This is a genomic window from Bacteroides sp. AM41-16 (genome assembly GCF_003603495.1).
GTDB classification, from domain to species: Bacteria; Bacteroidota; Bacteroidia; order Bacteroidales; family Bacteroidaceae; genus Bacteroides; species Bacteroides uniformis.
The window spans coordinates 327,252-351,000 of record NZ_QTNE01000001.1; the positions used below are offsets into that span (position 1 = coordinate 327,252).

At 45.8% G+C, this 23,749-nt stretch carries 27 protein-coding genes; 6 read left to right on the forward strand and 21 right to left on the reverse strand.

The features are described 5' to 3' along the window. Positions 1 to 231 precede the first annotated feature (231 nt). Positions 232 to 864: a BT4734/BF3469 family protein gene (locus tag DW896_RS01600; RefSeq protein WP_171030143.1), complete on the forward strand. Its 633-nt coding sequence runs from the start codon at positions 232 to 234 to the stop codon at positions 862 to 864. A gap of 51 nt (positions 865 to 915) precedes the next feature. Further along, positions 916 to 2,691 (forward strand): DUF3987 domain-containing protein, encoded by a 1,776-nt coding sequence (locus DW896_RS01605; protein WP_022400690.1) that lies wholly within the window; start codon positions 916 to 918, stop codon positions 2,689 to 2,691. A gap of 124 nt (positions 2,692 to 2,815) precedes the next feature. Here the strand turns inward: DW896_RS01605 and DW896_RS01610 are convergent, their stop codons facing one another. Continuing rightward, the gene (locus DW896_RS01610; protein WP_005829478.1) at positions 2,816 to 3,034 is read right to left on the reverse strand and encodes a DUF4248 domain-containing protein; all 219 of its coding nucleotides are present in this window, start codon (positions 3,032 to 3,034) and stop codon (positions 2,816 to 2,818) included. Between the two features lie 208 nt (positions 3,035 to 3,242). On the opposite strand from DW896_RS01610, the gene DW896_RS01615 reads away from it, so the two are divergent. The 3 genes from DW896_RS01615 to DW896_RS01620 are packed head-to-tail and all read left to right on the forward strand — an operon-like array spanning position 3,243 to position 4,298. Beyond that, positions 3,243 to 3,728, forward strand: a complete 486-nt coding sequence (locus DW896_RS01615; RefSeq protein WP_005829481.1) for a DNA-binding protein — start codon at positions 3,243 to 3,245, stop codon at positions 3,726 to 3,728. Positions 3,729 to 3,774: 46 nt separating this feature from the next. Continuing rightward, positions 3,775 to 3,882, forward strand: coding sequence for a smalltalk protein (locus DW896_RS21400; protein WP_005829485.1), 108 nt, complete (start codon positions 3,775 to 3,777; stop codon positions 3,880 to 3,882). A 2-nt stretch (positions 3,883 to 3,884) separates the two neighbouring features. Further along, entirely contained in the window at positions 3,885 to 4,298 is a 414-nt protein-coding gene (locus tag DW896_RS01620; protein WP_035448365.1) for an N-acetylmuramoyl-L-alanine amidase, read from the forward strand. A 13-nt stretch (positions 4,299 to 4,311) separates the two neighbouring features. On the opposite strand, the gene DW896_RS01625 is transcribed toward DW896_RS01620, so the two are convergent. The 20 genes from DW896_RS01625 to DW896_RS01720 form a co-directional block, all read right to left on the reverse strand. Next, positions 4,312 to 5,013 (reverse strand): PIG-L deacetylase family protein, encoded by a 702-nt coding sequence (locus DW896_RS01625; protein ID WP_022400692.1) that lies wholly within the window; start codon positions 5,011 to 5,013, stop codon positions 4,312 to 4,314. 11 nt (positions 5,014 to 5,024) lie between these two features. Next, complete coding sequence (pseI, locus tag DW896_RS01630; RefSeq protein WP_057098098.1) at positions 5,025 to 6,080, reverse strand: pseudaminic acid synthase; 1,056 nt, start codon at positions 6,078 to 6,080, stop codon at positions 5,025 to 5,027. Between the two features lie 11 nt (positions 6,081 to 6,091). After that, positions 6,092 to 7,060, reverse strand: a complete 969-nt coding sequence (locus DW896_RS01635) for a GNAT family N-acetyltransferase (protein ID WP_022400695.1) — start codon at positions 7,058 to 7,060, stop codon at positions 6,092 to 6,094. A 6-nt stretch (positions 7,061 to 7,066) separates the two neighbouring features. Continuing rightward, positions 7,067 to 7,789, reverse strand: a complete 723-nt coding sequence (locus DW896_RS01640) for an SDR family oxidoreductase (RefSeq protein WP_022400696.1) — start codon at positions 7,787 to 7,789, stop codon at positions 7,067 to 7,069. Further along, positions 7,786 to 9,003: a fatty acid--CoA ligase family protein gene (locus tag DW896_RS01645; RefSeq protein WP_119992849.1), complete on the reverse strand. Its 1,218-nt coding sequence runs from the start codon at positions 9,001 to 9,003 to the stop codon at positions 7,786 to 7,788. The genes DW896_RS01640 and DW896_RS01645 overlap by 4 nt, the downstream gene beginning before the upstream one ends. Beyond that, complete coding sequence (locus DW896_RS01650; RefSeq protein WP_022400698.1) at positions 9,003 to 9,227, reverse strand: acyl carrier protein; 225 nt, start codon at positions 9,225 to 9,227, stop codon at positions 9,003 to 9,005. The genes DW896_RS01645 and DW896_RS01650 overlap by 1 nt, the downstream gene beginning before the upstream one ends. Before the next feature lie 262 nt (positions 9,228 to 9,489). Next, on the reverse strand, positions 9,490 to 10,893 hold the full coding sequence (pseG, locus tag DW896_RS01655; RefSeq protein ID WP_119992750.1) for a UDP-2,4-diacetamido-2,4,6-trideoxy-beta-L-altropyranose hydrolase: 1,404 nt from the start codon (positions 10,891 to 10,893) through the stop codon (positions 9,490 to 9,492). Between the two features lie 21 nt (positions 10,894 to 10,914). After that, positions 10,915 to 11,268 carry a DUF86 domain-containing protein gene (locus tag DW896_RS01660; RefSeq protein ID WP_229034671.1) on the reverse strand — a complete coding sequence of 118 codons (354 nt, stop codon included), beginning with the start codon at positions 11,266 to 11,268 and terminating at the stop codon, positions 10,915 to 10,917. Between the two features lie 7 nt (positions 11,269 to 11,275). Beyond that, on the reverse strand, positions 11,276 to 11,569 hold the full coding sequence (locus tag DW896_RS01665) for a nucleotidyltransferase family protein (protein ID WP_117887272.1): 294 nt from the start codon (positions 11,567 to 11,569) through the stop codon (positions 11,276 to 11,278). Between the two features lie 103 nt (positions 11,570 to 11,672). Beyond that, entirely contained in the window at positions 11,673 to 12,356 is a 684-nt protein-coding gene (pseF, locus tag DW896_RS01670) for a pseudaminic acid cytidylyltransferase (protein ID WP_117887273.1), read from the reverse strand. Continuing rightward, a complete protein-coding gene (gene pseC, locus DW896_RS01675) occupies positions 12,353 to 13,516 on the reverse strand; it encodes a UDP-4-amino-4,6-dideoxy-N-acetyl-beta-L-altrosamine transaminase (protein ID WP_005829502.1) in 1,164 nt (387 codons plus the stop codon). The genes pseF and pseC overlap by 4 nt, the downstream gene beginning before the upstream one ends. Next, complete coding sequence (pseB, locus tag DW896_RS01680; protein WP_022400702.1) at positions 13,513 to 14,535, reverse strand: UDP-N-acetylglucosamine 4,6-dehydratase (inverting); 1,023 nt, start codon at positions 14,533 to 14,535, stop codon at positions 13,513 to 13,515. The genes pseC and pseB overlap by 4 nt, the downstream gene beginning before the upstream one ends. A 14-nt stretch (positions 14,536 to 14,549) precedes the next feature. Further along, positions 14,550 to 15,038, reverse strand: a complete 489-nt coding sequence (locus tag DW896_RS01685) for a UpxZ family transcription anti-terminator antagonist (RefSeq protein WP_119992752.1) — start codon at positions 15,036 to 15,038, stop codon at positions 14,550 to 14,552. A 35-nt stretch (positions 15,039 to 15,073) separates the two neighbouring features. Then, the gene (locus DW896_RS01690) at positions 15,074 to 15,610 is read right to left on the reverse strand and encodes a UpxY family transcription antiterminator (RefSeq protein ID WP_008663335.1); all 537 of its coding nucleotides are present in this window, start codon (positions 15,608 to 15,610) and stop codon (positions 15,074 to 15,076) included. Positions 15,611 to 16,152: 542 nt separating this feature from the next. Further along, complete coding sequence (locus tag DW896_RS01695; protein WP_119992754.1) at positions 16,153 to 17,262, reverse strand: PspC domain-containing protein; 1,110 nt, start codon at positions 17,260 to 17,262, stop codon at positions 16,153 to 16,155. A 76-nt stretch (positions 17,263 to 17,338) separates the two neighbouring features. Continuing rightward, a complete protein-coding gene (locus DW896_RS01700; RefSeq protein ID WP_005825341.1) occupies positions 17,339 to 17,665 on the reverse strand; it encodes a PadR family transcriptional regulator in 327 nt (108 codons plus the stop codon). A gap of 215 nt (positions 17,666 to 17,880) precedes the next feature. Continuing rightward, positions 17,881 to 19,071, reverse strand: coding sequence for a [FeFe] hydrogenase H-cluster maturation GTPase HydF (hydF, locus tag DW896_RS01705; protein ID WP_119992756.1), 1,191 nt, complete (start codon positions 19,069 to 19,071; stop codon positions 17,881 to 17,883). 11 nt (positions 19,072 to 19,082) lie between these two features. Beyond that, a complete protein-coding gene (hydG, locus tag DW896_RS01710) occupies positions 19,083 to 20,501 on the reverse strand; it encodes a [FeFe] hydrogenase H-cluster radical SAM maturase HydG (protein WP_117588774.1) in 1,419 nt (472 codons plus the stop codon). Between the two features lie 52 nt (positions 20,502 to 20,553). Next, positions 20,554 to 21,612 carry a [FeFe] hydrogenase H-cluster radical SAM maturase HydE gene (gene hydE, locus DW896_RS01715; RefSeq protein WP_119992758.1) on the reverse strand — a complete coding sequence of 353 codons (1,059 nt, stop codon included), beginning with the start codon at positions 21,610 to 21,612 and terminating at the stop codon, positions 20,554 to 20,556. Between the two features lie 16 nt (positions 21,613 to 21,628). Further along, the gene (locus DW896_RS01720) at positions 21,629 to 23,089 is read right to left on the reverse strand and encodes a monomeric [FeFe] hydrogenase (protein WP_022400708.1); all 1,461 of its coding nucleotides are present in this window, start codon (positions 23,087 to 23,089) and stop codon (positions 21,629 to 21,631) included. Positions 23,090 to 23,196: 107 nt separating this feature from the next. Here DW896_RS01720 and DW896_RS01725 point away from each other — a divergent pair, with 107 nt between their 5' ends. Continuing rightward, positions 23,197 to 23,694, forward strand: coding sequence for a GNAT family N-acetyltransferase (locus tag DW896_RS01725; RefSeq protein WP_022400709.1), 498 nt, complete (start codon positions 23,197 to 23,199; stop codon positions 23,692 to 23,694). Positions 23,695 to 23,749: the final 55 nt, after the last annotated feature.

Here is a 23,749-nt window from a genome sequence, read left to right on the forward strand (position 1 = left end):
GCAAAGAGTTTCAATAGTGACTCCACTCTGTTTTCTCGTTCGCTCGATAAAAAAGCCCAATGAAGGGTGAATAAAATTTTTGCCCATTTAGATAAATTTTAAGTAATTAGATAGAATACTATGTTATATATTGTTATTATTTACTTTGTTCCTTTAAAATCTTTCTTACATGTGGGAAAGATTCAACGAAAGAGAATGAATACCTTTGAGCCAACCATTTAAACATATAATATGCCAAAATCTTTTAAAATGTCGCTTTTCATGCCACCCATCTCGCCGATGAAGGACGGAGCGACCGGGAAAACCGTGAAAAGCGCCACGCTTACCCCCCTGCGTACTTTAGAACTGAACGAAGTTTACCAACTCATCACAGCCAACAAACGGCTGATCACCCTAACACAAGCCATCCGCGAAGCTGCCCTACAAGGCGATGATAACAACTGCCGGATGCTGAAACAGCAAACCTTACCCTACGTCACCCCCTGCGGCGTATTCACCCGACGACGGAGCGACTGCCTAAAGCTACCCTCCGGACTGGTGGTGGTGGACGTAGACCATCTCGACTCGCCTGACGAAGCCGGACGCCTGAAGCAACTACTGTTCAAAGACCCTTACCTCGCACCGGTACTGGTGTTCATCAGCCCTACCGGACGAGGTGTAAAGGCTTTTGTACCCTGTCCTATCGGAAAAGACAGCACGGAGGCGGTGCGCTGGGCCATGAATTACGTCCACTGCATGTATGACACCGAAAATACACAACCCGGAAAAGGAGTGGACACTTCGGGGAAAGACCTCGTACGTGCCTGTTTCCTCTGCCATGACCCGAAAGCACTGCTCAGAAAAGTTGTGAACTTCGAATTATGAGTCATTGCAAATCACCGACAACAAATTACTAATTATAAATTACCAAATCCGATGGAACCACTATCTTCATTGCACCTTCTGGCCGAAGCAGTCAGAAATGCAGGAGCAGACATTGCTCCAACCTATCAAGAATATATACAACTGGCATTTGCCATTGCCACCGACTGCGGAGAAGCAGGACGGCATGATTTTTTAAGTCTGTGCAGCCTGTCGTCCAAGTTCGACCGACGGGCAGCCGACAAGCTCTTCAGCAATGCCCTAAAGACCGGCCGTAACGACGTGCATCTGGGAACTGCCTTTCATCTGGCCGAGCTTTGCGGCGTGAAGATTCAGCATGAAGCCGCACCCGCCATTGGTACACTTGGTACACAAAGTTCACCCCTCTCTTCTACCTCACACACACGCGCACGCGAGGAAGAGTCCGCATCGGGCATTGAACCACTGTCTCCATTACCCACTTTCGACGAACACCTCCACTGGCCTTATCCCCTGAATCGCATCATGAGCTGCGGAACCTCCCTCGCCCAATACGATGTACTGCTACTGGGTGCCATCACCGTATTGGGTGCCAGTATGGGAAAACACGTCCGATGTTCCTACGGAGGAAAAATGATGTCCCCCTGCCTGCAAACCTTTGTAGTAGCCCTACCTGCATCCGGCAAAGGAGTGCTCTCCTTGGTACGCCTGCTTGCCGAACCCATTCACGATGAAATACGTGGGCAGGTAGACGAAAGTATGGCATGTTACCGCCGCGAAAAAGCAAAATACGACACACTGGGCAAGGAACGTGGAAAAACGGAGACTCCCGTAATGCCTCTCAACAAGATGTTCCTCATCTCGGGCAACAACACCGGAACCGGCATCCTGCAAAACCTGATGGACTCCGACGGTACCGGACTGATATGCGAAAGCGAAGCTGACACCATCTCCACCGCCATCGGTTCGGAATACGGACACTGGAGCGACACCATGCGAAAAGCCTTCGACCACGACCGACTGTCCTACAACCGCCGCACCGACCACGAATACCGAGAGGTAAAGAAAACTTATCTTTCCGTACTTCTGTCAGGCACCCCCTCACAAGTGAAACCACTGATTCCCACTGCTGAGAACGGGCTCTTTTCCCGCCAAGTATTCTACTACATGCCTGCCATACATCATTGGCAAAACCAGTTCGACCGCAATGACAGCGATCTTGAAGATACCTTCAAGGCGCTGGGCATGGAATGGAAGGACAAACTGAAAACCATTGTCATGAACGGAATATTCACCCTTCACCTTACGGACGGACAGAAAGATGAATTCAACCGACTCTTCTCCCGGCTTTTCGTACGCTCCGGACTGGCCAACGGAAACGAGATGTCAAGCAGCGTGGCACGTCTGGCCATCAACATCTGCCGCATCATGGAAGTAGTGGCCATGCTCCGCGCAATGGAACAAGGGGAAATCACCGCCTCGCCTTACGTGTCGCCCGACCCTCACACAGCCACAGACAATCTGAAAGACCACATTGTCAGCCGATGGGATCTCCTCATTGCTTCCGATGACTTTCATGCCGTACTCTCACTGGCCGAAAGCCTTTACCGGCATACCACCCATATCCTCTCCTTCCTGCCCAACACCGAAGTGACAAGCCGCGGCAATGCCGACCGGGATGCGCTGGTAGACAGCATGGAAGAAGAATTCACACGGGCCTCTTTCCTGCAGAAAGCCGGAGAGATGGGCATCAAATCGGAAACCGCCTCCACCTGGCTCAAACGCATGCAGAAACACGGGCTGGTAGAAAATGTAGATGGCAAGGGAAACTACCGGAAACCAAAAGTCTGACATTCACTTCGCTTCACGCACGCGTATGTGTGTGAGGCGAAAGGATGGATGAACCTCTGTACCAAGTGTACCAACCTCACCTTTACGATTCCCGGCCTGACCTTTACGCCATCCAACCTCAGGTTTAAGGCTCTCCAAGTGCAGCCACTATCAGCCGCACTTGGGCAGGCGTATAAGAGCGGGAACGGGAAGAACCGCCCAAAGCGGAAAGTCCGTCACGCAAATCGGGACAAAGGTCTATCCAGTGTTTCAGTTTGCGGAAGGCAGCCTCCGGACAAAGATTGGGACAATAGATTTGGGCCAATTCGGTACGCCCGTATGTACGTATGACAAAAGAATCCATAGTTGACAGTTACGATTTATATTTCATCAAAAGTAACTATAAATCATGACATTATCAAACTTACAAGCGTAAATAACCGACTAAAACAGACCCAAACAGACGAGAACCTGCAAAAACCGACAAACGCCCGTATCCACAGCCTTATCTTTGCATCGTTGAGTTCAACACAGCAAATGTTTTTATCCTTTAACTTCTAAATTTTAATTGTATGATTCGTTACAAAAAGTATCAAGTGACGGGCGAAGACAGCCCACTGAAAGGCCTCTGGTATGCACGCCCCGTAATCGAAGAAACCTTCGACATCGAAAAATTGGCCAAGCACATGTCCAATCACAACACCCCCTATTCGAGTGGTGTCATCAAGGGAGTACTGGCAGACATGGTTTCCTGCACCAAAGAATTGATTCTGGACGGCAAGAACGTGAAACTGGATGACCTTGCCATCTTCTCCGTAGGAATCGTCAGCAAGAAAGGGGCGCAATCCGCTGCCGACTTCTCGCTGGCCAACAACGTGAAGGGGCTGAAGCTCCGCGCCCGTGCCACCGGCGAACTGAGTAATGCCCAAATCAACCTGGATGGACAGCTGAAAGAATCTTCCCTGTACACCGTAGGTGGAAAAGCTCCCGATGGCAGTGGTTCCGACGGCGGTTCCGGAGGAAGTGACGGCAATCAGGGCGAGAATCCGTTAGGATGAGAATAATTACAAATTACAAATTACTAATTATCAATTACCAATCATCATGAGTGAAGACAAAAAGTCAAAATCCGTATGGGGCATTGTCCTCAAAGTAATCATCACCGTAGCTACCGCCATAGCGGGAGCTTTAGGTCTGGGCGCTTGCAAATAGCCATGCGTACGATTACCCTGCTCATTGTTCATTGCTCAGCCACGCCTCAAGGCGTGGCCCTGGGCTTTGAGGATTGCCGCCGCGACCACATCCACCACCGCGGCTTCCGCGACATCGGCTATCATTTCTATCTGACCCGCAACGGCGAAATACACCGCGGCCGCCCGTTGGAAAAAATAGGTGCGCATTGCCTCAATCACAACCGCCATTCTATCGGCATCTGTTATGAAGGAGGACTAGACGCTGCAAGTTTTCCTGCCGATACCCGTACACTGGAACAAAAAGCTTCGTTACTGGCACTGCTACGTGAGTTGAAGCGTATCTTTCCACGGGCGCTGATTGTGGGGCACCATGATTTGAATCCAGCGAAAGCTTGTCCGTGTTTCGATGCGGAAAGGGAGTATAGGGGGCTGTAAAAGGCTCCCTTCTTCATTCTATCATCCGCACTATCTGAAATGCCTCGGCCAAGTGTTTGCCTACGGTATAACCGCGAAACCGGGCAAGGGCTTTCAATGCCTCCGAAGAGCGCGGATGCGGAAAAGCACGGCTCTCAAACTCATAGGCTGCCATCGCAGCACATTTTGCTTTCAAATCATCCTCCGAAATCTCCATATAGAAATTGGCCGTGAAATGGCGTGGGTCGCAAGTAGCCTGCCACTCACTGGCTGATGGGGTCTCGAATGTAAATATAGCCTTCACCGGTTCGTCCTCCATAGGGCGTGTGGCAGTCATCACTGCTTGAAAAGTCATCTGATGGTCAATATTAAGGTCGCCACCATGGTGAGTAAAGATAAAGTCCGGACGAAACTGTTCCTTCTCATGCTCCACTACCTTTACGATATCAAGCAGTGCATGGCTGTCAAAACGGTTGTCGGAAAAATTATATGCCTGCACGCTGTGATAGCCTATCAACTGCCGCGCCGTCTCCACATTCTGATGATGCCTTTCCAAGACTTCCTTCCACTGTTCCGTGTCACGGGTATCTGAGCGTGAAGTAATCCCCTCTCCCAAAATGATGACCCGAGTCTGTACTCCTTGCGTCTTGATTAGTTTGTGCATGGTAGCGCCTAGGCCCAGCAGTTCATCATCGGGATGGGCGGCAACGACCATGATACGTTTATTGGTAAACATAGACATAAAAATTATTCCGCAATAAAACTCAAGCTGAAGCGAGTTCCCTTCTTCAAATCAGCATTAACTTTTTTCCCCACTATCTGTTTCAAATATTTGGGATGTAAACCGAAACCCGGACGAACAGATACGACATTGTCTGCTGTGATAATATCCCCTTGTTTCATATCACACCCTACATAAAGAGAACGCATAAAACGGCGGCTACTTTCATTCTTTTCACTCAAAGTATAAGAAACTCTTCCCAATGTTTTTTCCGAAATTCGGAGGCGCTCCACCATAGATTCAAATTCATGGGGTTCCATGGAAAAAGCAGAGTCCGGACCTCCCAGACTACGATTTAAAATGAAATGTTTCTCTACTATCCTTGCACCTAAAGCCACAGACAAGCAAGGTACAACATCACCTAGTGTATGATCGGACACACCTACCATACAATCGAAATCCGCAGAAAGCCGAGGAAGCATATTCAAATTTACATCCTCCCATGGAGTAGGATATTCAGAAGTACATTTCAACAATATAACCTGATTATTTCCTACTTCTCTACAAGTATCTATTGCCAACTGAATGTCCTCTTTGTGGGCAATACCTGTTGATATTATTATAGGCTTTTGTTTAGATGCTACATATTCAATCAAAGGAGTATCTGTAATTTCAAAAGATGCAATCTTATAAGCCGATACATTCAATTTTTCTAAAAAATCAACCGCACTTTTGTCAAATGGTGAAGACAAAAATTCCACTCCTCTTGATTCCACATAATCCTTAATAGGTTCATGCCACTCCCAAGGAGTCTGCGCCTCCACATACAACGAGTAAAGAGTCCGATTATCCCAAAGAGTCCCCCCCTTAATAATAAAATCATCGCTATCGCAATTTAAGGTTATCTTATCCGGTTTAGCAGTCTGCAGCTTAATACAATCCACTCCAGCATCTATCATCGCATCTATGGTTTTCATAGCCAACTCATAGTTGTTAAGATGATTACAAGACAGCTCGCCAATACAGAACACCGGAGAATTTTCAGAAATAATGTGATTTCCTATTTTAATATTTTTGTTCATAATCAATGGCATTAAAAAGCATCAGAATCACCCATTACAAGGCGCCAATTATCAAAATCCAGCAAAACGTCAAGTTCTGATAATGATTTATCCAATAATTTGATAGCTAAAAAGGTTTCAAATCCGGTTTCAACAAATCCGGATTTCTCAATACTTCGTTCAAATACAGAATCTCCTTTCCAAAAGGAAAAATAGTCACATTCAGCTTTCTCATTATTTAAGTAGGAAGAAATCACATCATCCATATATGAATTATCAGACAAAATATAGTCAACAATATGAGAATAGCAATTTCCATTATTCTTATATCTTTTCGTAACCATATAACCAATAGGTACTCCACATTTTGACAAAGCATATAACAAATATGGAGTTTGAGGATTTAACATATACCTACTAATCCAATAATTGGTATTTGTTTCCAGCCTGACTTCATTCATTACACTTTCCGAAGCCAACATTTCACTCAATCGAAACAAATGTTCATAATCAATATCCTTAATCTCATCAAACTGTATGGTAGTCTTAATATTGTCAAGCCCCTTATCCGAAGGCAGTTCATAGGATTTAAATAAAGCAACCTCTTTCCATCTTTCAATTCTAACCTGAATCTGCCGATAATTGACATTTGGAAAACCGTATATAACCTGAATGCCCTTATCTTGAGCAATACGATACAAATAGTTGGATATTTCAAAAATAGAAATCTCACGGCGAAAATCGGGATCAACAAATGCATGGATACCTAACGCAGCCTTTAAGACCCTATTCTTCACTATCAAATTCCGAGGAACAACAGCATAATGCCCTATAATTCTATCATCACACTCCGCAACCACTGATATAGATTGTCCCACTATCCTATTTATCCAAGTCCAATAAGCGTCATCACGAAGATAAGGGGTATGCTTTGTAAACATTTCATTGATTCCCTTTGCATCTCCACTCTTGTACAGACGGATTGAAGTTCTTTTTCCCATAGTCTTTTATATCGTTCCGTTATCTACATGAATATTTTGTCCGGTAATGCTCTCTGCCTTTTCACTCAGTAGAAAAGCTACAGTTTCTGCCACCGAACGTATTGAAGTAGCAGCCTTCAACGATGTACGTGCATAGATTTTATTCCTCTGGTCGTCTGTAAGGGTAGAACTCATAGCTGTTGCCATAAAACCCGGAACAACCACATTGGAACGGATTCCCATCGGTCCCCACTCGCGGGCGGTATCTTTGGAGAAAGCTTCCAAGGCTCCTTTGGATGAAGCATACATTGCCAGCCCCTTGTAACCGGTGTGAACACTGATGGATGAGATATGGATAATCACCCCTTTTGTATGATGCAAAATCATGTTACGAATAACATTCTTTGTCATCATCATTGGGGTGAAAACATTTACATTGTACATTGCCTTCAACCGTTCAAGATTAAGATTGGTGACAATATCATCATAGGCAACAGCCGCATTGTTCACATAGCCGTCAATCCTTATCTTGTTTCCGCAATAATCTTTGAATACATTCTGCCGGACATTTTCACAATCCGAAAGGTCAACGCTCTTAAAAAAAAGTTTACCCCCGTATTCGGACTGCAATGCCTTAAATTCATCGGGACAGCTACGGGCAATACCATAAACCGTATTGCCTTGTTCGAGCAACACCCTACATATTTCTAAGCCCACTCCCCGTGAACATCCTGTAACAATAATATTCATGTTCTTCTTAATTTACCCGTTCTTGTTAATGAGAAAGCCTCTACAAACTTAATCTTGCGAGGTATTTTAAAATCTTGAAGTTGCCCCTTCAGTGTTTTACGGATGTCTAAATCGGTCAACTCTGTACCCTCTTCTTTTTGAACTTCCGCAATCAACACATTGCCAAGGATAGAGTTAGCCTTACCGTAAACCAAAGATTGACGGATGCCTTCAATTGCATTAATGGCATCTTCCACTTCACCTGGATTAACCTTGTAGCCACCTACATTGATTAGTTCGTTTTTACGACTTTTGAACTTAAAGAAACCTTCTTCCTTATCAACCCACTCTATTAAATCTCCAGAGTGATAATAGTCGCCATCAAAACTGAAACTATCCGACTTGCCAAGAAGGGATTTGTGAATCAACAGTTCATCTTCCACTACTGCAAACTTATCGCGAATGGCAGCAGGAATCTGAAAACAATCGCCTTTAGCCGCAAACAAGGAGCCTGCCTCTGTAGAGGCATATACATTGTTTATCTTTGCTTCAGGGAATATCTTATGAATATTCTCGTAAAGATGATTATTCGATTTCTCTCCACCCAAAGTCACCTTCTGAACAGATAAATAGCTTTGCTCAAACGGCAAGAGCAATCGGTAAAAAGTGGGAGTTGCAGAAATGTGGGTTATCCGGTGCCCGGCAATCTTCTCATATACTTCATCCCTCTGCATATTGAACACATTCACAAGTGTATTCTGGTTTTCAAATGCCTGAAAGAATACCTGCAATCCGCCCATGTGAGTAGGATTGTAAGCGTATGCCCACACTTTTCCTTCGTATTTCTCTCCTATACGGACTGAACGTGTCAGGGTATCGACCGAATGAACGACTTTCTTAGGCTGACCGGTAGTTCCTGAAGTGAAAATAGTAATTTCAGATGTTGACTGTCGGAGCGCTGACAAAACAGCAGTCATATCACTGAAATGATAATTTGTCAATTTAGTGGGTTTATTCACCATACTCTCCTCTATACCTGGCACTTCGGATAGGTTCAAATCAGAATCAAGCAGCACCAAAGGGCTATTAGTTACAACAGCCTTGATGAGATTCACAAAATATGAAAACAAATCCGGTGCCTTGTAAAGAGGAAAATATTCTTGATGCTGGTTAATGGTATTAATCAACACTTCATAAGAATACTTCCTTTCACCATTATAAAGAAATGCAGCCATCATTTCTCGAGTTTGGTATAAATTTCGCCAATCGTATTTACAAAGCCACTTTCAAAAATATCAATATCAAATTCATCTTCGATATTGACTGTCAATTCTGCTAAATCAAAAGAGGTTAAACCAAGGTCATTACGGAGATTATCCTCTATGTGGAGCTCTGCTACCGGTGCCATATCTTTAGCGGCACGAATATTGTTAATGATTTCCAATACTTTTTCTTTCATAATTATTCGTTTTTTAAATACTGACGCACAAATTTTAGAAATTCCTTTATAGACAGTTGCTGAGAGGTTCTTTGATTAAAAGAATCTGACGTTGTCAATGTATGAATATATTTTATCTTGTTCACTTCCTCTTCTCTCTCAACAGAAGCTCCCATAAACAAGGTAAGCACCAAAAAATTTTTATTATCCTTACGAATATTCCCGTATATCCTGCCAATATGCAGTTGATTGATTACAAAATCATATAAAGTATGGATACTATCTATATATTCTTCTTGTATGATAAAGTAAAAAGTGATTCATTCGCATACTCCAAGAAACCATTCTTCAGAAAAACACGCTTAGAAGCCACATTTGCCGCCTTTACATGAGCAACCAAAGAATTGACATTCTTCATGCATCTAACTTTCTCACTTATTAATTCTATAATGACATAGCCTAAACCTCTACCCCGATATTCCGATGCAATGGAATAATCAATCAGAGCTTCACCCTTTTCAATATTCAGCCTCACTTGTCCCACTGGCATACCGTTCTCTATTAAAATATAAATCTTCACATCTTCCCTTTGCAAACATCGGGTAAACCAATTACAATGCTCCTCATAATTAATCTCATCTGTATTAAATGCGCTCTGCCTGACTATGGGGTCATTTACCCACTTATAAAGCAAATCCCTATCCATAGAACGAACTTCACGTAAATAGCAGTTATCCGCTAAGTTTCGGAAAAATGAAATATAACGCCTCTGAACACAATTATTCACACTGGTATTGCTTAATCGCAAAAAGCTCACATTACACAAATCAACAGACGGTTGCCTTACATTCCCTAACCCTATGATCCAACCATTTGAAATGAGCAAATCATAAAACTCCTTTTGATTGTCTACATACCATCCCGCCGCAACTTTAGCACCACATGCCAATGCTTCTATACAAACCGAACTGGCAGAACAAATCACTAAATCGGAGTCGCAGAAAAGGTCTGCCATTTCTTGTGCCGTAAGGCGCGAACGATAAACAAGGCGACTGTCCTGCACACACGATGAATGAGGAGTGTAAGCATCTCCTACTACTGCCGTAATACTGTTCACAGTACAGAGTCGAAGTACCTGATTCACAAAATAACCAGTTATATCATGAATGTCACTTCCTCCGAAACATACAGCCACTTTCTCTATTCTATCTGAAGAAATACTTTTCCTTTTTGCCGCCTCTAAGAACGGCTTGCGCAACAGTGCCCAATCAAATCCCAAACAGAGCCTGGTGTAAAATTCCACGTCGAAAAGTGCAGGATTGGTCTGACCATGGTTAATCACAACATCAGCCACATAGTGCTTGTCGTGCATATCATCCACACACACCAGGCGGCACCCTTTTTGCTTGATGGCACGCTGGTAATCGGTAGTGAAGAAATAATTGTCGAGCACCACAATTTCATCACCTTGAAGACTAGAAAGGAACTCATCATAATGCGCTTCCTCTTGCAAGGTGACAAAAGGACACACTTTCTCCATCTCACTTACCTGATATGAGGTGGGATGGCAAGTAAAGAAGGTACAATCAAAATCGTCCTTCAGCATATCGGCCAAAGCCAGAGTACGGATAAAGTGGCCGTAGCCGATGGTAGCGCTTGCGTCGGCACGGAAATAGATTTTTTTCAAGAAATGAAATGAATTAAAGAATTACAATTCTTTTCTAATCTTCTTTATAGTTGCCAGCATGAAAGGAAGATAATTCTTCACCACATCATAAACAACTGCTGCATCAAGGTCAAAGTAATGATGTGCTATGATATCTCTCATTCCCATTGCACCTTTCCAATCAACTTCCGGATATTTAGCAAATAGCAGTTTTTCTGTAAGTTTATCAATACCTTTAAGTCCTTCACCTATAGCCATCAGAAGCATGCAGGTACTTTCAAGGCGTTCCATCCCTCCGGGAGATACAAGGTAGTAATGATAAGAATCTATAGGACGAGAATTATCCAAGATTCGCTCAATCGCTTGCTCTATCTTACCCAACATGGCTTCAACCATTTCCCTTTTATGCATAAACGCCTTCCTCTATTATGTTCTGTTTCAATATTCCATCCATATCTTCACGTAGCCTCACAATATCCACTGCACAGCCAAACAGGTGTTGAAGCTCTTCTTTAATGTGAACCAAACTAAACATATTGGGTGTCTGCAATTCTACACAAACATCCACATCACTCTCAACCGTTTGTTCACCACGCGCTACAGAGCCGAATATTCCCATACGCATAATGCCGTATTTAGAAGCATTTTCAGCCATATATTTACGCAAAAGAGTAATGTATTCAGACGTTGTCTTCATATTTCTTTGTTTTTACTACATACAAAGATAGGGATAAATATCAAAACTAAAAACATTCAGAATCTTTTTCTACCTACACTCCCTTTAAAACCATACACGAAAGTTATTTATGAAGCAACTCATACTTCATCTCTGCCAATGCCCAGTCAGTCAGTGTATCAAGGTCCTGCACTTCAAGTTCGGAAAGTACCAACCCGGCTGTATTCTCACCCCAAAAAGTCCGGCTCTCCACAAAGGGAGCAGTGCGAGAGAAATAGAACTGACCGGCATCGTGATAAATCGGTTCTAAATCTTGGGAACGTGTATTTTTGTATTCGGGATAAACCATACTAATTTTTCCATCCACGATGTGAAGGCTGCGCTGTATGGGATAGGAATAAGCCACACAAGTGAAGACGGAATCTATCTCCGAATTCATTTTTCCGTATGCTTCCCGGAGTCTTTCGGGAGTGACGAAAGGAGCCGTTGAATAAATGCAACAAACCGTTTCAAACTTCCTGCCTTGCTCTTTATACTTCCTCAGTACTTCAAGAATTACATCATCAGTACCGGCATAGTCATTTGACATCTCGGCACTCCGCATAAAAGGAACTTGAGCACCATATTTACAAGCTATCTCAGCAATCTCTTCATCATCGGTAGAAACCATCACCTCATCAAAAAGACCGCTTTGTAAAGCTGCCTCTATGGAATATGCAATAATAGGTTTACCCATAAAGGGTTTGATATTCTTACGCGGAATACGTTTACTGCCGCCACGTGCAGGAATGATTGCTATATTTTTCATTTCGCTACAAATTCTATAACCTTTTCAATCACATACTCCTGTTCCTCGTCCGTCAGCGTGGGATACATCGGAAGACTCAGACAATGTTCGTAATACTCTTCTACTATAGGTAAATCGCCTTTCCTATTGCCCCACTGCTGATAGTAAGGCATCAGATGAAGCGGAGCATAATGAACCTGCGCATAGACATTGTTCTCGTGCAGATAATTATAAAGACCCAAGCGGTCAGCTACTTGAATGATATAAAGGTGATAAGCATGATAGACATCGGCAGTATTGAACGGAGTCTTGATGCCATCTATTCCGGAAAACGCTTCATTATAGCGTCTTACGATTTCATGGCGGCGTTCAAGACCTGCTTTCGCACGCTCCAGCTGAGAAATACCCAAGGCAGCCTGAAAATCAGTCAGACGGTAATTATACCCTAACTCCTGCATCTCGTAATACCAGCCACCATGATGCTCGTGCAATAAAGCAGGGTCTTTCGTAATGCCATGCGTACGGTAAAGACAAAGCTTGTCATAGAGCTCCTTGCTGTTGGTGGTCACCATGCCTCCCTCACCCGTAGCGATATGTTTCACGGGATGGAAAGAGAATACGGCACAGTCGGCAAAACAACCGTTACCACAATGTTGTTTCTTGCCTTTACTGTCCATGAAATAGCCGCCGGGAGCATGGCAGGCATCCTCGATAATCCACAAACCGTACTCGTCGGCAAGCTTTCTGAACTCTTCCAGATCCAAAGGATAGCCTGCAAAATCAACCGGAACAATACCTTTGTAAGTACCGCGGGGAGAAGCTTTAAGCATGGCTTCGAGTTTACGGATATCCATGAGGTAAGTATCCTTGTCAATATCACAGAATACCACCTCGCCGCCACAATAGCGGATGCAGTTGGCACTGGCAGCAAAGGTCATGGGAGTGACAATCACCTTGTCACCCGGCTTTACATTCAGTGCGGTAGCTGCAAGATGAAGCCCCGAAGTGGCATTGTTCACTGCTACGGCATATTGTGCACCTACATATTCGGCAAATTTCGTTTCAAATTCCCTGATTTTGGGACCTTGTGTCAGGTAATCGCTTTTCAAGGTATCGATGACTGCCCGGATATCCTCATCTGTGATATGCTGACGACCGTATGGAATAGGCTTGCTTATCATTTCACCTCGAAATTAGGGTCAACGTATTTCTTTATATTCTCGCGCATAGTCTCTACTGTCTCCCACTCCGTATTGTTGTCACTGCTGTAGTGGAAACCGTCGGGAACGGGTACTGCATTGTGATGTCTGATGAACTCTTCGCGACTGTGCTTGAAAGATACGGAAGGAAGAATGACATAATATCTGCCCAAATCGATTGTATCAAGAGCATCGGTTACAGTAATCATCTCCTCGTGCAGCTTCTCTCCCGGACGGATGCCCACTTCCACCTGCGGCAGATTGGGTGCAATGGCGGTAGCCACGTCCTGGATATGATAGGAAGGAATCTTAGGAATAAAGATTTCACCACCCAGGTGATGTCCGATGGCATACATGACCAAAGCGACACCGGCTTCCAGCGAAATGTTGAAACGGGTCATGCGCATATCGGTTATGGGAAGTTCCTTCGCCCCGTTGTCACGCTTGTTGATAAAGAAAGGGATTACGGAACCGCGGGAACCCATCACATTGCCATAACGGACTACGGAGAACCGGATGTTCTTGGAACCGCTGATATTGTTGGCAGCAGTAAACAGCTTGTCGGAAGTGAGCTTGGTGGCGCCATAAAGATTGATGGGGGCACATGCCTTGTCGGTAGAAAGGGCCACCACATGCTGTACACCGGTGGCAAGAGCAGCCTTTATCACATTCTGCGCACCGTGTACATTGGTTTTGATGCACTCTTCGGGATTGTATTCAGCGGTATCCACCTGCTTGATGGCGGCTGCATGGATAATCACGTCCACTCCTTCGCAAGCCCGCGTCAGACGTTCGAGGTCACGGACATCACCGATAAAGAAACGCAGTTGCGGATACTTATGACCGGGATATTTCTGTTTCAGCTCAAATTGCTTCAGCTCATCGCGGGAGTAAATAATGATTTTCTTTACTTGCGGATAATCACGGAGAATGGTTTCCACAAACTTCTTTCCGAAGGAACCCGTTCCTCCGGTAATCAATACGGATTTATTGTTAAGCATTATAATGAAAAGTTTTATTCATCGATATATTCCCACGGATAGGGATTGTCTGTCACATTCTGAAACTCATCAACCGCTTCCTGCTGTTCGGGAGTAAGTGATAAGGAATCCCAAGAGGCGATGATGGAACGGCCTTCGTCGGCCAAAGACTCGTCGAACACTTCACCGTAGCAGGCGGTAAGCAGACGGAGCTTCAGTAAGGAAGCGGGAAGGGCATCGAGCACATCCCAACAACAGTCCAGCACTTTCTGGACATGCCGCTGCTTTTCGCCATGGTCGACAAAAGAGGCGCCGTAACCCATAAGAAGGGCAAGACAGACATTTGCCTGCTCGTCGATGGTAGTGCCTTTTACACCCGACCGGTACAAAGCCATGGTAAGACGGTAGACCTCACCGTTCCGCCGTGACAAGTCATCACTATAGACGGGACTGCCGTCCATACCCAAATACATCAGTTCGTGCGCAGCACGCTGAAGAGTGATTGCTTCTTCGGAAAGAGACATAAGCAATTATAGAATTAAGAATTAAAAATTAAAGTTCAGCCGATTACTTCTATAAGATCGGGGTGGATAGTGGCCATGGCAACAGCTATGACACCTTGTATTTCGATAACCACGCGACGGTCACGTGCACCTTTCACCTTCAGAAACACACCCTCTTGCCCCTCAAATTCACCGCCGGTAATCCGGACTTTGGTACCTTTGGACAAGTTCAATTCATCCGGTTGAAAATAAAGAAGATGATCATCGTAAGTGCCGGATACGGCAATGAAACGTTGCATCTGACTGTCGGGGACAATAATCTTCTGCCCACTGCGGGTATCGGTAATATATTGCAGATAAGTGACTTGAGATTTTACACGCTGCACATCGGAAGGACGGGCATGGACAAAAAGCAGATTATGAACGACCGGAACCAGAGCACGGACTTTTTTCCCTTTTTTTATACATATCTTGTATTGCATAGGAATGAAACAGCCCAAATTTTCTTTCTTGAGCAGATGCATGGCATCCGGTTCTCTGCGGTAGGTGGCACGCATAGCATACCAGATTTCGACCTCTTTCTCTATTCCCATTTTTATGCTTTTGTTCAGACAAGGGTGTTCTCCTGGGGCTTTGAACCTCTTGCATACACTTGAAATTCAATTACTTGCGGACACTTTATGTAGAATACGACAAGCTTTATGCCCTTCTTGTCAACAGATTTTTTGCAGTCATTCATTACCTAACAGGTAAAATGCTGTAAACGAATCTATTGCAAGCAAAAAGCGTTCAATAGACGTTCGTTTTTTGAACGTCAATATTTAAGAAAATTAAAGAGGGAAGATTACTTAAAAATTAGTAAAAGGAAGAAGTTAGAGAAATACAATGCAACAGGCTTACTGACAAAGTATTATACTCACTAAAAAGAAATTTATAGAATATTTTTATTAAACATTTTGCGAGATTCAAAAATACACGTTATCTTTGCGTTCATTAAACGAACGTTTAAAAAACGCCTTTTCCAAACGCAATATTTCACTGTATAACAACCAATTACAACCAAATAAAAAATATCGTGTTTATAGAAATCAGATTTCCACAAACACGATATCAATTAAAAAAGAAATTACTATTCTCAGAAATTAAAGATACCCAATTCCGGGAAAGTAGCCCCCTGCACCGCAAAACAGATTCCGAAACAAGCCGCACTTACAATCCAAAGGATAACCAGCGTCCACTTCAAGCCGGAGTTCATCGGCTGCCACTTGAATATCTGGCTAAAGATGGCCCACACAAGGCTGACCAAAGGAATTCCTACCAGCAAGATTCCTGCAATGTACATCACAATGGCAGACAGTGGAGAAGTAGGCAGTACCACATCAGCCATCGGGAAAAGGGAAATGAGAGCTGCACCACCACCAACAGCCACCGCTATCGCAGCAAACAACAGCGCCACGAATACCACTCCAAACACAAACAGTATCGGACTGCAAATAATGGCGAATATCACCAGACAGATTTTCAACAGCCAACCGACTACCATCACCAGCGTATCTCCCAACTTCTGCAAGAAAGTACGGGGCTTGTCCGACCTCATATAATCATTCACCCCATTGGCAACCTTCTCGAAGCCATCCGTCACCGTCTTTCCGATATTCTCTACCGTAACAGCCTCACCGCGCATGCTTAACTTCTCGGCAGCCGTGCGGGCTTCCGGGATAATCAGCCAACATACGATATAAACCGGTATCAACGTTCCTACCCCACAAATCAAGACGACAAGCAGCAACAGACGGAGCAAAGTCACATCCCAACCCAGATAGGCAGCCATTCCACTAATGACACCACCCAGCATCTTGTCATCAGGATTGCGGTAGAGACGGCGGCATGTAGTGCTATAAGCGGTATTGCTGCTCCATGCACCGGCACCATAACCACCTCCGGCATTTGTACTACCGGCATCGGCACTGCTGCTCTCTCCTTCCGTCTCCATGTCCTCCGGCTTTCCCATGCGGGCAATCACCTCTTCCACATCGGCAATCGTGATTACTTGTGAACCGGCCGACAATTTCTCGGCAAAGAGTTCGGAAATGCGGCGTTCTATATCATCTACAATCTCGTCGGCACCGGCTTCCTTACGGAAGTGTATCTTGAGATTACTCAGATAATTATCCAAAAGGCGGTATGCGTCATCATCAATATTAAAAACGGTTCCACCTAAATTTACAGTTAATGTCTTTTTCATAACACACTATTTATTTACAATTTGACTATTTACGATTTACCATCCGGCGAATTACGGTATATTCTCTTCGGCTATTTCAAGAATTGCTGATGTGATTCACCGTCTCGTTCAACTCTTTCCAGGATGTTTCCAGTTCACCGAGAAAGACTTCTCCTTTTTCCGTCAACCGGTAATATTTACGGGGAGGCCCTTGTGTAGACTCAATCCATTCATACCCCAAAAGGTCGTCGTTCTTCAAACGGGTGAGCAACGGATAAAGTGTACCTTCCACCACAATCAGTCTGGCTTCTTTCAACTTCTGAATGATATCCGAAGCATAAGCCGGCTCTTTGTGAAGCAGCAGCATGATGCAATATTCAAGCATGCCCTTGCGCATTTGCGACTTTACATTGTTTACATCCATAATGGTATTTACTATTTGACAATTTACTATTTGGCTGCGCAATAGAGTAATGAGTGTCCTTATTCATTCTATTATTGTTCCTTGTATGGCACAAATATATGTATTATACCAGTACCTTGCATTACAAAGTACTTTATATTAAACATTATTAACAAGAAAAGTAGTTTACACTACTCTATAACATCAGTAACGTGAACAGAGAGGGAGAGGGATATTTACCGATAGATAACAATTTTATCCAATATACCGGTCAGACTCGCAATTGCTACTCCGTAGTTGGTTATGGGGATGTGCTGTGCGTGGGCATGGGCTATACGATTGAGAACGTACTTCCGGTTGAACATGCAAGCGCCGCAATGGATAATTAAATCATATCGGGACAAGTCTTTGGGAAAGTCATTTCCAGATACAAAGTCTATCTGCAATTCCTCGCCGATGCGCTTTCGTAGCAGGCGGGGAATTTTGACGGTGCCGATGTCCTCGGTCAGCGGGGCGTGGGTGCAGGCTTCGGCTATCAGTACACGCGATTGGGGTATCAAGCTATGAATAGCGGCAGCTCCCTCTACAAAGGCATTGATGTCTCCTTTGTAACCGGCAAAAAGAACCGAGAAGGAAGTAAGACTACTTTCGGCAGGCTTTTGTTGATAGACGATGGGGAATACTTGTGAATCGGTGATTATCAGCTTAGGCGGACGGACAAGGGCTTGCAGGGAGGCTTGCAGCTTGTCGGTGGTGCAGCTCATCACTAAGCACTTTTTATCCAACAGTTCGCGGATGGTCTGCACTTGCGGAAGAATGAGACGACCTTTGGGGGCTTGTATATCCTGGGGCATCACCAGCAGGACGACATCTCCTTCACTTACCAAGTTTCCCGTGATGGTCTGCTCACCAAAATTCTCGGGAAGCTTTTCGAGAATAGCATCGAAAATGCCTTGAATGCCGGTACCCTCTTTGGCACTGACCACAACGGGAGCCTGCCCGCACTCCTTTTCAATCCGAAGAACCACGGAAGCGGTGTCTTGACGGGAATCGGCTTTATTCAGTATCAGTATCACGGGGATTTCGCGCGCAGCCAGCAGCTTTAGCCATTGCTGTTCCAGCGTTCCGTCAGCTTCATAAAGCAAGAGGGCGATGTCCGCTTTCTCCACCGTCTTTAAGGTACGCTCCACGCGCATACCGCCCAGTTCGCCTTCGTCATCATCAAAACCGGGGGTATCGATAAAGAGGCACGGGCCCAAAGGATATACTTCCATGGCTTTGGTCACGGGATCGGTAGTAGTGCCGGGCGTTGCGGATACCAATGCCGTGTCTTGCCCGGTCAAGGCATTGACAAGGCTGGACTTTCCGCTGTTCCGTCGTCCAAAGACGGCAATGTGCAGGCGGTTGGAACGAGGTGTATTATTCATAAATCCGAAATCTAAAATCTAAAGTCTCTTTTCCCCTCCCCTATCTCCTGAAGATTACGTTCGGCTATCGCCCGTATCTTGGGGTTCGGGATATGCTCCATCTCCTCACGAATCAGCCGCATGCCCTTCTCCTTGGTTTCGGAGGAGGCATAGTCCTCCAGATATTCTTTTAATGTCATCAGTGCATTGGGCTGGCAGCAGTTTGCTATCTGTCCGCGCTTGACGAGCGACATGAAGCGGTCTCCGGTACGTCCCTCGCGATAGCAGGCGGTGCAGAAGCTGGGGATATGCCCCAGGTCGAGCAGCCAACTCACCACTTCATCCAGCGTGCGCCGGTCGCTCACATCGAATTGGGAGGAATCTTCCTCTTTGGCTTCCGGCACGGCATAGCCTCCCACGCTGGTGCGCGAACCGCCGCTTATCTGCGAAACGCCCAGTTCGAGCACCCGACGGCGTACGGCTTCCGACTCACGGGTGGAAATAATCATTCCCGTATAAGGCACCGCAATGCGGGTAACCGCCACAATACGGCAGAACATCTCATCCGAGATGGCATCGGGAAAATCCTCGGTCGAAATATCATCTGCCGGACAAATGCGCGGTACGCTGATGGTATGCGGACCCACGCCAAAGGTAGCTTCCAGATGTTCGGCATGCATCAGCAATCCTACGAAGTCGTAGCGATAGGTATTCAGACCAAACAATACACCGATACCTACATCGTCGATGCCACCCTCCATAGCACGGTCCATCGCTTCGGTGTGGTAGGCATAATTACTTTTCGGTCCCGTGGGATGCAAGGCTTCGTAATGCTCTTTGCTGTAAGTCTCCTGAAAAAGGATATAAGTGCCGATGCCAGCCTCCTTCAGCAGCCGGTAGTTCTCCACTGTAGTGGCGGCTATGTTGACATTCACCCGGCGGATGGCCCCATTCTTGTGATGAATGCTGTAGATGGTGCGGATAGACTCTAAGATATAGTCGATAGGGTTGTTTCGAGGGTCTTCTCCGGCTTCCAGCGCCAGGCGTTTATGCCCCATGTCCTGCAAGGCGATAACCTCGCGGCGTATCTCCTCTTGCGAGAGTTTCTTGCGGGGGATGGTACGGTTCTTGGCATGATACGGGCAATAGACGCAACCGTTCACGCAATAGTTGGAAAGGTAAAGCGGGGCAAACATCACAATGCGGTTGCCATAGAATTTCCGTTTGATTTCACGTGCCAGATGATAGATGCGCTGCACCAGTTCCGGCTCGTCACATTCCAGCAGCAGGGCCGCCTCCCGATGGGAAAGCCCCTGGCACAAAGCAGCCTTGTCAATCAAACTTTCGATGAGCGGACGGTTGTTGCGGTTTGCCTGCGCATACTCCAATGTATCCAATATCTCCTGGTGATTGATGAATTCTTCCGCTTGTCTTGACTTTATGTTATACACTTCGTAAATTGATAATTGGTAATTAAAATAAAGAATGAAGATTTGAAAATTATCAATTATCAACGGTCAATTCTCCATTCTCATAATCTCCTCTCTCTTTTGATACCTCGTAGCCTATCCCTTTCAGTTGTTCCTCCAATTTTAGCAAACCTTCTGCCGCTTCGGCACCCGCAGAAGCTTTGTTATCATAGAGGGAGTACTTCGCCCGCTGATGAGAAGGCGAAAGATTAGGCATCACGACATTGGCGCCAGCCAATATTCCCCGTTCCCGTCCGTCCGGAGCAAGTGTGGCCAGGGCAGTGGTAGCAGGTATCAGTGCCGCGGGATGCATCAACCGGAAGATAGAAAGCAACTTCAACGTCAACTCCATATCTCCCGGCGGAAAAGAGGAAAACGGAGTATCGTGATGTGGAAGAAAAGGTCCCATGCCTATCATCTCCGGCTGAAACCGTTCGATGAAGAGAATGTCTTCTACCAAATGGTCCACCGTCTGATAAGGACTGCCCACCATGATTCCGGTTCCCACTTGATAGCCTATCTCTTTCAGCCAGTCCAAGCATTGCAACCGATGGGAAAGGGACATCTCCGCAGGATGAAGCCGGTGATAATGCCCTTCGTTGCAGGTTTCGTGCCGCAACAGATAGCGGTTGGCACCTGCCAGGAAGAAACGTTCGTAGGCTTCCCGCGATTTCTCGCCCAAGGATAAGGTAATGGCACAATCCGGGAAGGATTGCCGGATGGCGGCAACTGTCTCCACCATCCCCTCATCCTTCACCACCGGCGCTTCGCCCCCTTGCAGCACAAAGGTACGGAAGCCCAACCGATAGCCTTCATGGCAACACGAAAGAATCTCCTCCTGCGCCAGCTCATAACGGACTATGTTCCGGTTCTCCTTCCGTATGCCGCAATAGTAGCAGTTATTGCGGCAACGGTTGGTTATCTCAATCAGTCCGCGAATGAAGATTTTATTGCCAAAGCGGGTAAGCACTTCTTCCCGGGCAAGCTCCTGCAGGTAGGCTGCAAGGACTGTGTCCCGGCTAAGAAGCAAGGCTTTATACTCTTCGGCATCCAACCTGCGATTGCTCCGCAGTTTGTCAATCAAATGCTTCATATAAACGGACAAAGGGCTAATACGTCTCTTTTCTCTTTGCCAACTCCTGCGTCAGCTGGCGCTTTCCGGCAGTTATTTCATTATGCGAACATGGCCCGGTAATACAACCGCCCTCGCAAGCCATCACTTCAATAAATTGCCCCGGAGCCTTGCCCGACTTGGCGTAAGCACGCAACGCACCGATAGCCTTCTTATCCAGATTAGCCACTTGTACGGCATTGATTTTATCTGCCTCTTCCTTCAGATAGGCTTTCACGGCACCCATCACGCCTCCTGCCTGCGCAAAACCATGCGCCTCGCGCACGGAAGTGAAACTCATGGAATAGGGCTTTGCCTGCTCCATCTGAATATCCAGCCCGGCAAGCACGGAAGCCACCTCCTCGAAAGTCATGATAAAGTCCACCGCCTCGTCGCGCTGCGCCTCTTTGCGCTTGGCAACGCAAGGACCGATAAAGACCACCTTTGCATCCGGATACTTCTCCTTGGCAATGCGTGCGGCATAGTACATCGGCGAACCGGTGCCAGACACGTAAGGCTTCATGGCAGGAATATGCTTGTTCACCAGCTCTATATAAGACGGACAGCAGGAAGTCGTCATAAACTTCTGACCCTCCTCCAGCTTCTCAATCAGTTCGTGCGCCTCGTTGCTGACGGTATCCATCGCTCCCTGAGCCACCTCGATGATATCCGTAAAACCGACTTGTTTCAATGCGCCATATACTTGTTCAATAGTCGTCTTGAACTGCCCCAGGATGGACGGAGCCACGATAGCCACCACCTGCTCACCCTTGCGGATTCTGTGCAACACGTCGAACACCTGCGATATTTCGAAAATTGCTCCGAATGGACATGCATTGAGACACTTTCCGCAATAGATACATTTGCTTTCGTCAATATGCTCTATCCCCTTCTCATCCTTACTGATGGCTTTCACGGGACAAGCCTCCTCACAAGGTACGGGAATATAAACAATGGCATGGTAGGGACAACTCTTATGGCAGATGCCGCAACTGATACACGCATCATGGTCAATCCATGCCTGCCCGCTCTCCTTGACGTGCACTGCCTTCTTGGGACAATTCACCTGGCAACTGCGTGCCGTACATCCGCGGCAGAGGTTCGTAATCTCGTAGTTAATCTGCACACATGCCGAACAAGCTTCGTCAATCACACACATGATGTTGTCTTTCGGCCTGCCATTTTCCGCTCTGTCCAGTGCACGGGCAGCGTACTCCGACAAGGGGGTCAGCTCATCCGTCTCGTCCTCCATATCGAGTCCCAGAAGCGGCAATGACTTGTACTTCCACACCGCGCGCTCTTTGTGCACACAGCAGCGTCCCGCGTGCTTGGACCTCTTCGGACTCAGCTCGATGGGCAGCCGGTCTATTTTATCCACAAGTTCGTTGTTATTCCACAGCTTTACCAGTTCCTTCAGTAATCTGTGGCGGACAATCATAATGTTGCTCGTAAATGCCATAATTTTTAAAATCAAAATTAGTTAGTTCGGTAACGGTCTGCAAAGATAACGATTGTTTCACAAAAAAGGCTTAACTTTACACCCCAAACAGTATAAATACAACCGATATGTTTACCATAAGAAAAGCAACGACAGCAGACTGCGCACTGATTCAGAAACTTGCGCAGCAAATATTCCCCGTCACGTATAAGGATATCCTTACTCCCGAACAGACCGACTACATGATGGAATGGATGTATTCATTGGACAATATCCGCAAGCAAATGGAAGAGGAAGGCCACGTCTACTTCCTGGCCTACGAAGAATGTGAAGCGGCGGGCTATGTGTCCGTACAGCAGCAAGGAGAAGATTTATTCCACCTGCAAAAGATTTATGTGCTCCCCTATTACCAGGGTGCACATTGCGGCAGTTTCCTCTTTCGAGAAGCCATCAAGTACATCAAGGAAGTACATCCCGGCCCTTGTCTGATGGAATTGAATGTAAACCGCACCAACAAGGCACTGCAGTTTTACGAACATATGGGAATGCGAAAACTCCGTGAAGGGGATTTCCCGATAGGAAACGGATATTACATGAATGACTACATCATGGGACTGGAAATCTGAGTCCCGGCATTAAAAGCCCTCCAAAAACTAAAGGCTGCGCAGTTCATTACGAACA

Coding starts and splice junctions, on each gene's coding strand:
- DW896_RS01645 (WP_119992849.1), bottom strand. CDS start 9,003: ATGGCTGCATTTCTTTATAATGGTGAAAGGAAGTATTCTTATGAAGTG.
- DW896_RS01685 (WP_119992752.1), bottom strand. CDS start 15,038: ATGTCTCTTTCCGAAGAAGCAATCACTCTTCAGCGTGCTGCGCACGAA.
- DW896_RS01620 (WP_035448365.1), top strand. CDS start 3,885: ATGCGTACGATTACCCTGCTCATTGTTCATTGCTCAGCCACGCCTCAA.
- pseB (WP_022400702.1), bottom strand. CDS start 14,535: ATGCTTAACAATAAATCCGTATTGATTACCGGAGGAACGGGTTCCTTC.
- DW896_RS01635 (WP_022400695.1), bottom strand. CDS start 7,060: ATGGGAAAAAGAACTTCAATCCGTCTGTACAAGAGTGGAGATGCAAAG.
- DW896_RS01695 (WP_119992754.1), bottom strand. CDS start 17,262: ATGAAAAAGACATTAACTGTAAATTTAGGTGGAACCGTTTTTAATATT.
- DW896_RS01690 (WP_008663335.1), bottom strand. CDS start 15,610: ATGGGAATAGAGAAAGAGGTCGAAATCTGGTATGCTATGCGTGCCACC.
- pseI (WP_057098098.1), bottom strand. CDS start 6,080: ATGAACAAAAATATTAAAATAGGAAATCACATTATTTCTGAAAATTCT.
- DW896_RS01600 (WP_171030143.1), top strand. CDS start 232: ATGCCAAAATCTTTTAAAATGTCGCTTTTCATGCCACCCATCTCGCCG.
- DW896_RS01625 (WP_022400692.1), bottom strand. CDS start 5,013: ATGTTTACCAATAAACGTATCATGGTCGTTGCCGCCCATCCCGATGAT.
- DW896_RS21400 (WP_005829485.1), top strand. CDS start 3,775: ATGAGTGAAGACAAAAAGTCAAAATCCGTATGGGGCATTGTCCTCAAA.
- DW896_RS01725 (WP_022400709.1), top strand. CDS start 23,197: ATGTTTACCATAAGAAAAGCAACGACAGCAGACTGCGCACTGATTCAG.
- DW896_RS01650 (WP_022400698.1), bottom strand. CDS start 9,227: ATGAAAGAAAAAGTATTGGAAATCATTAACAATATTCGTGCCGCTAAA.
- DW896_RS01610 (WP_005829478.1), bottom strand. CDS start 3,034: ATGGATTCTTTTGTCATACGTACATACGGGCGTACCGAATTGGCCCAA.
- DW896_RS01605 (WP_022400690.1), top strand. CDS start 916: ATGGAACCACTATCTTCATTGCACCTTCTGGCCGAAGCAGTCAGAAAT.
- pseC (WP_005829502.1), bottom strand. CDS start 13,516: ATGATAAGCAAGCCTATTCCATACGGTCGTCAGCATATCACAGATGAG.
- DW896_RS01640 (WP_022400696.1), bottom strand. CDS start 7,789: ATGAATATTATTGTTACAGGATGTTCACGGGGAGTGGGCTTAGAAATA.
- hydF (WP_119992756.1), bottom strand. CDS start 19,071: ATGAATAATACACCTCGTTCCAACCGCCTGCACATTGCCGTCTTTGGA.
- DW896_RS01665 (WP_117887272.1), bottom strand. CDS start 11,569: ATGAAGACAACGTCTGAATACATTACTCTTTTGCGTAAATATATGGCT.
- DW896_RS01720 (WP_022400708.1), bottom strand. CDS start 23,089: ATGGCATTTACGAGCAACATTATGATTGTCCGCCACAGATTACTGAAG.
- DW896_RS01660 (WP_229034671.1), bottom strand. CDS start 11,268: ATGGTTGAAGCCATGTTGGGTAAGATAGAGCAAGCGATTGAGCGAATC.
- hydE (WP_119992758.1), bottom strand. CDS start 21,612: ATGAAGCATTTGATTGACAAACTGCGGAGCAATCGCAGGTTGGATGCC.
- DW896_RS01615 (WP_005829481.1), top strand. CDS start 3,243: ATGATTCGTTACAAAAAGTATCAAGTGACGGGCGAAGACAGCCCACTG.
- pseF (WP_117887273.1), bottom strand. CDS start 12,356: ATGAAAAATATAGCAATCATTCCTGCACGTGGCGGCAGTAAACGTATT.
- DW896_RS01700 (WP_005825341.1), bottom strand. CDS start 17,665: ATGGATGTAAACAATGTAAAGTCGCAAATGCGCAAGGGCATGCTTGAA.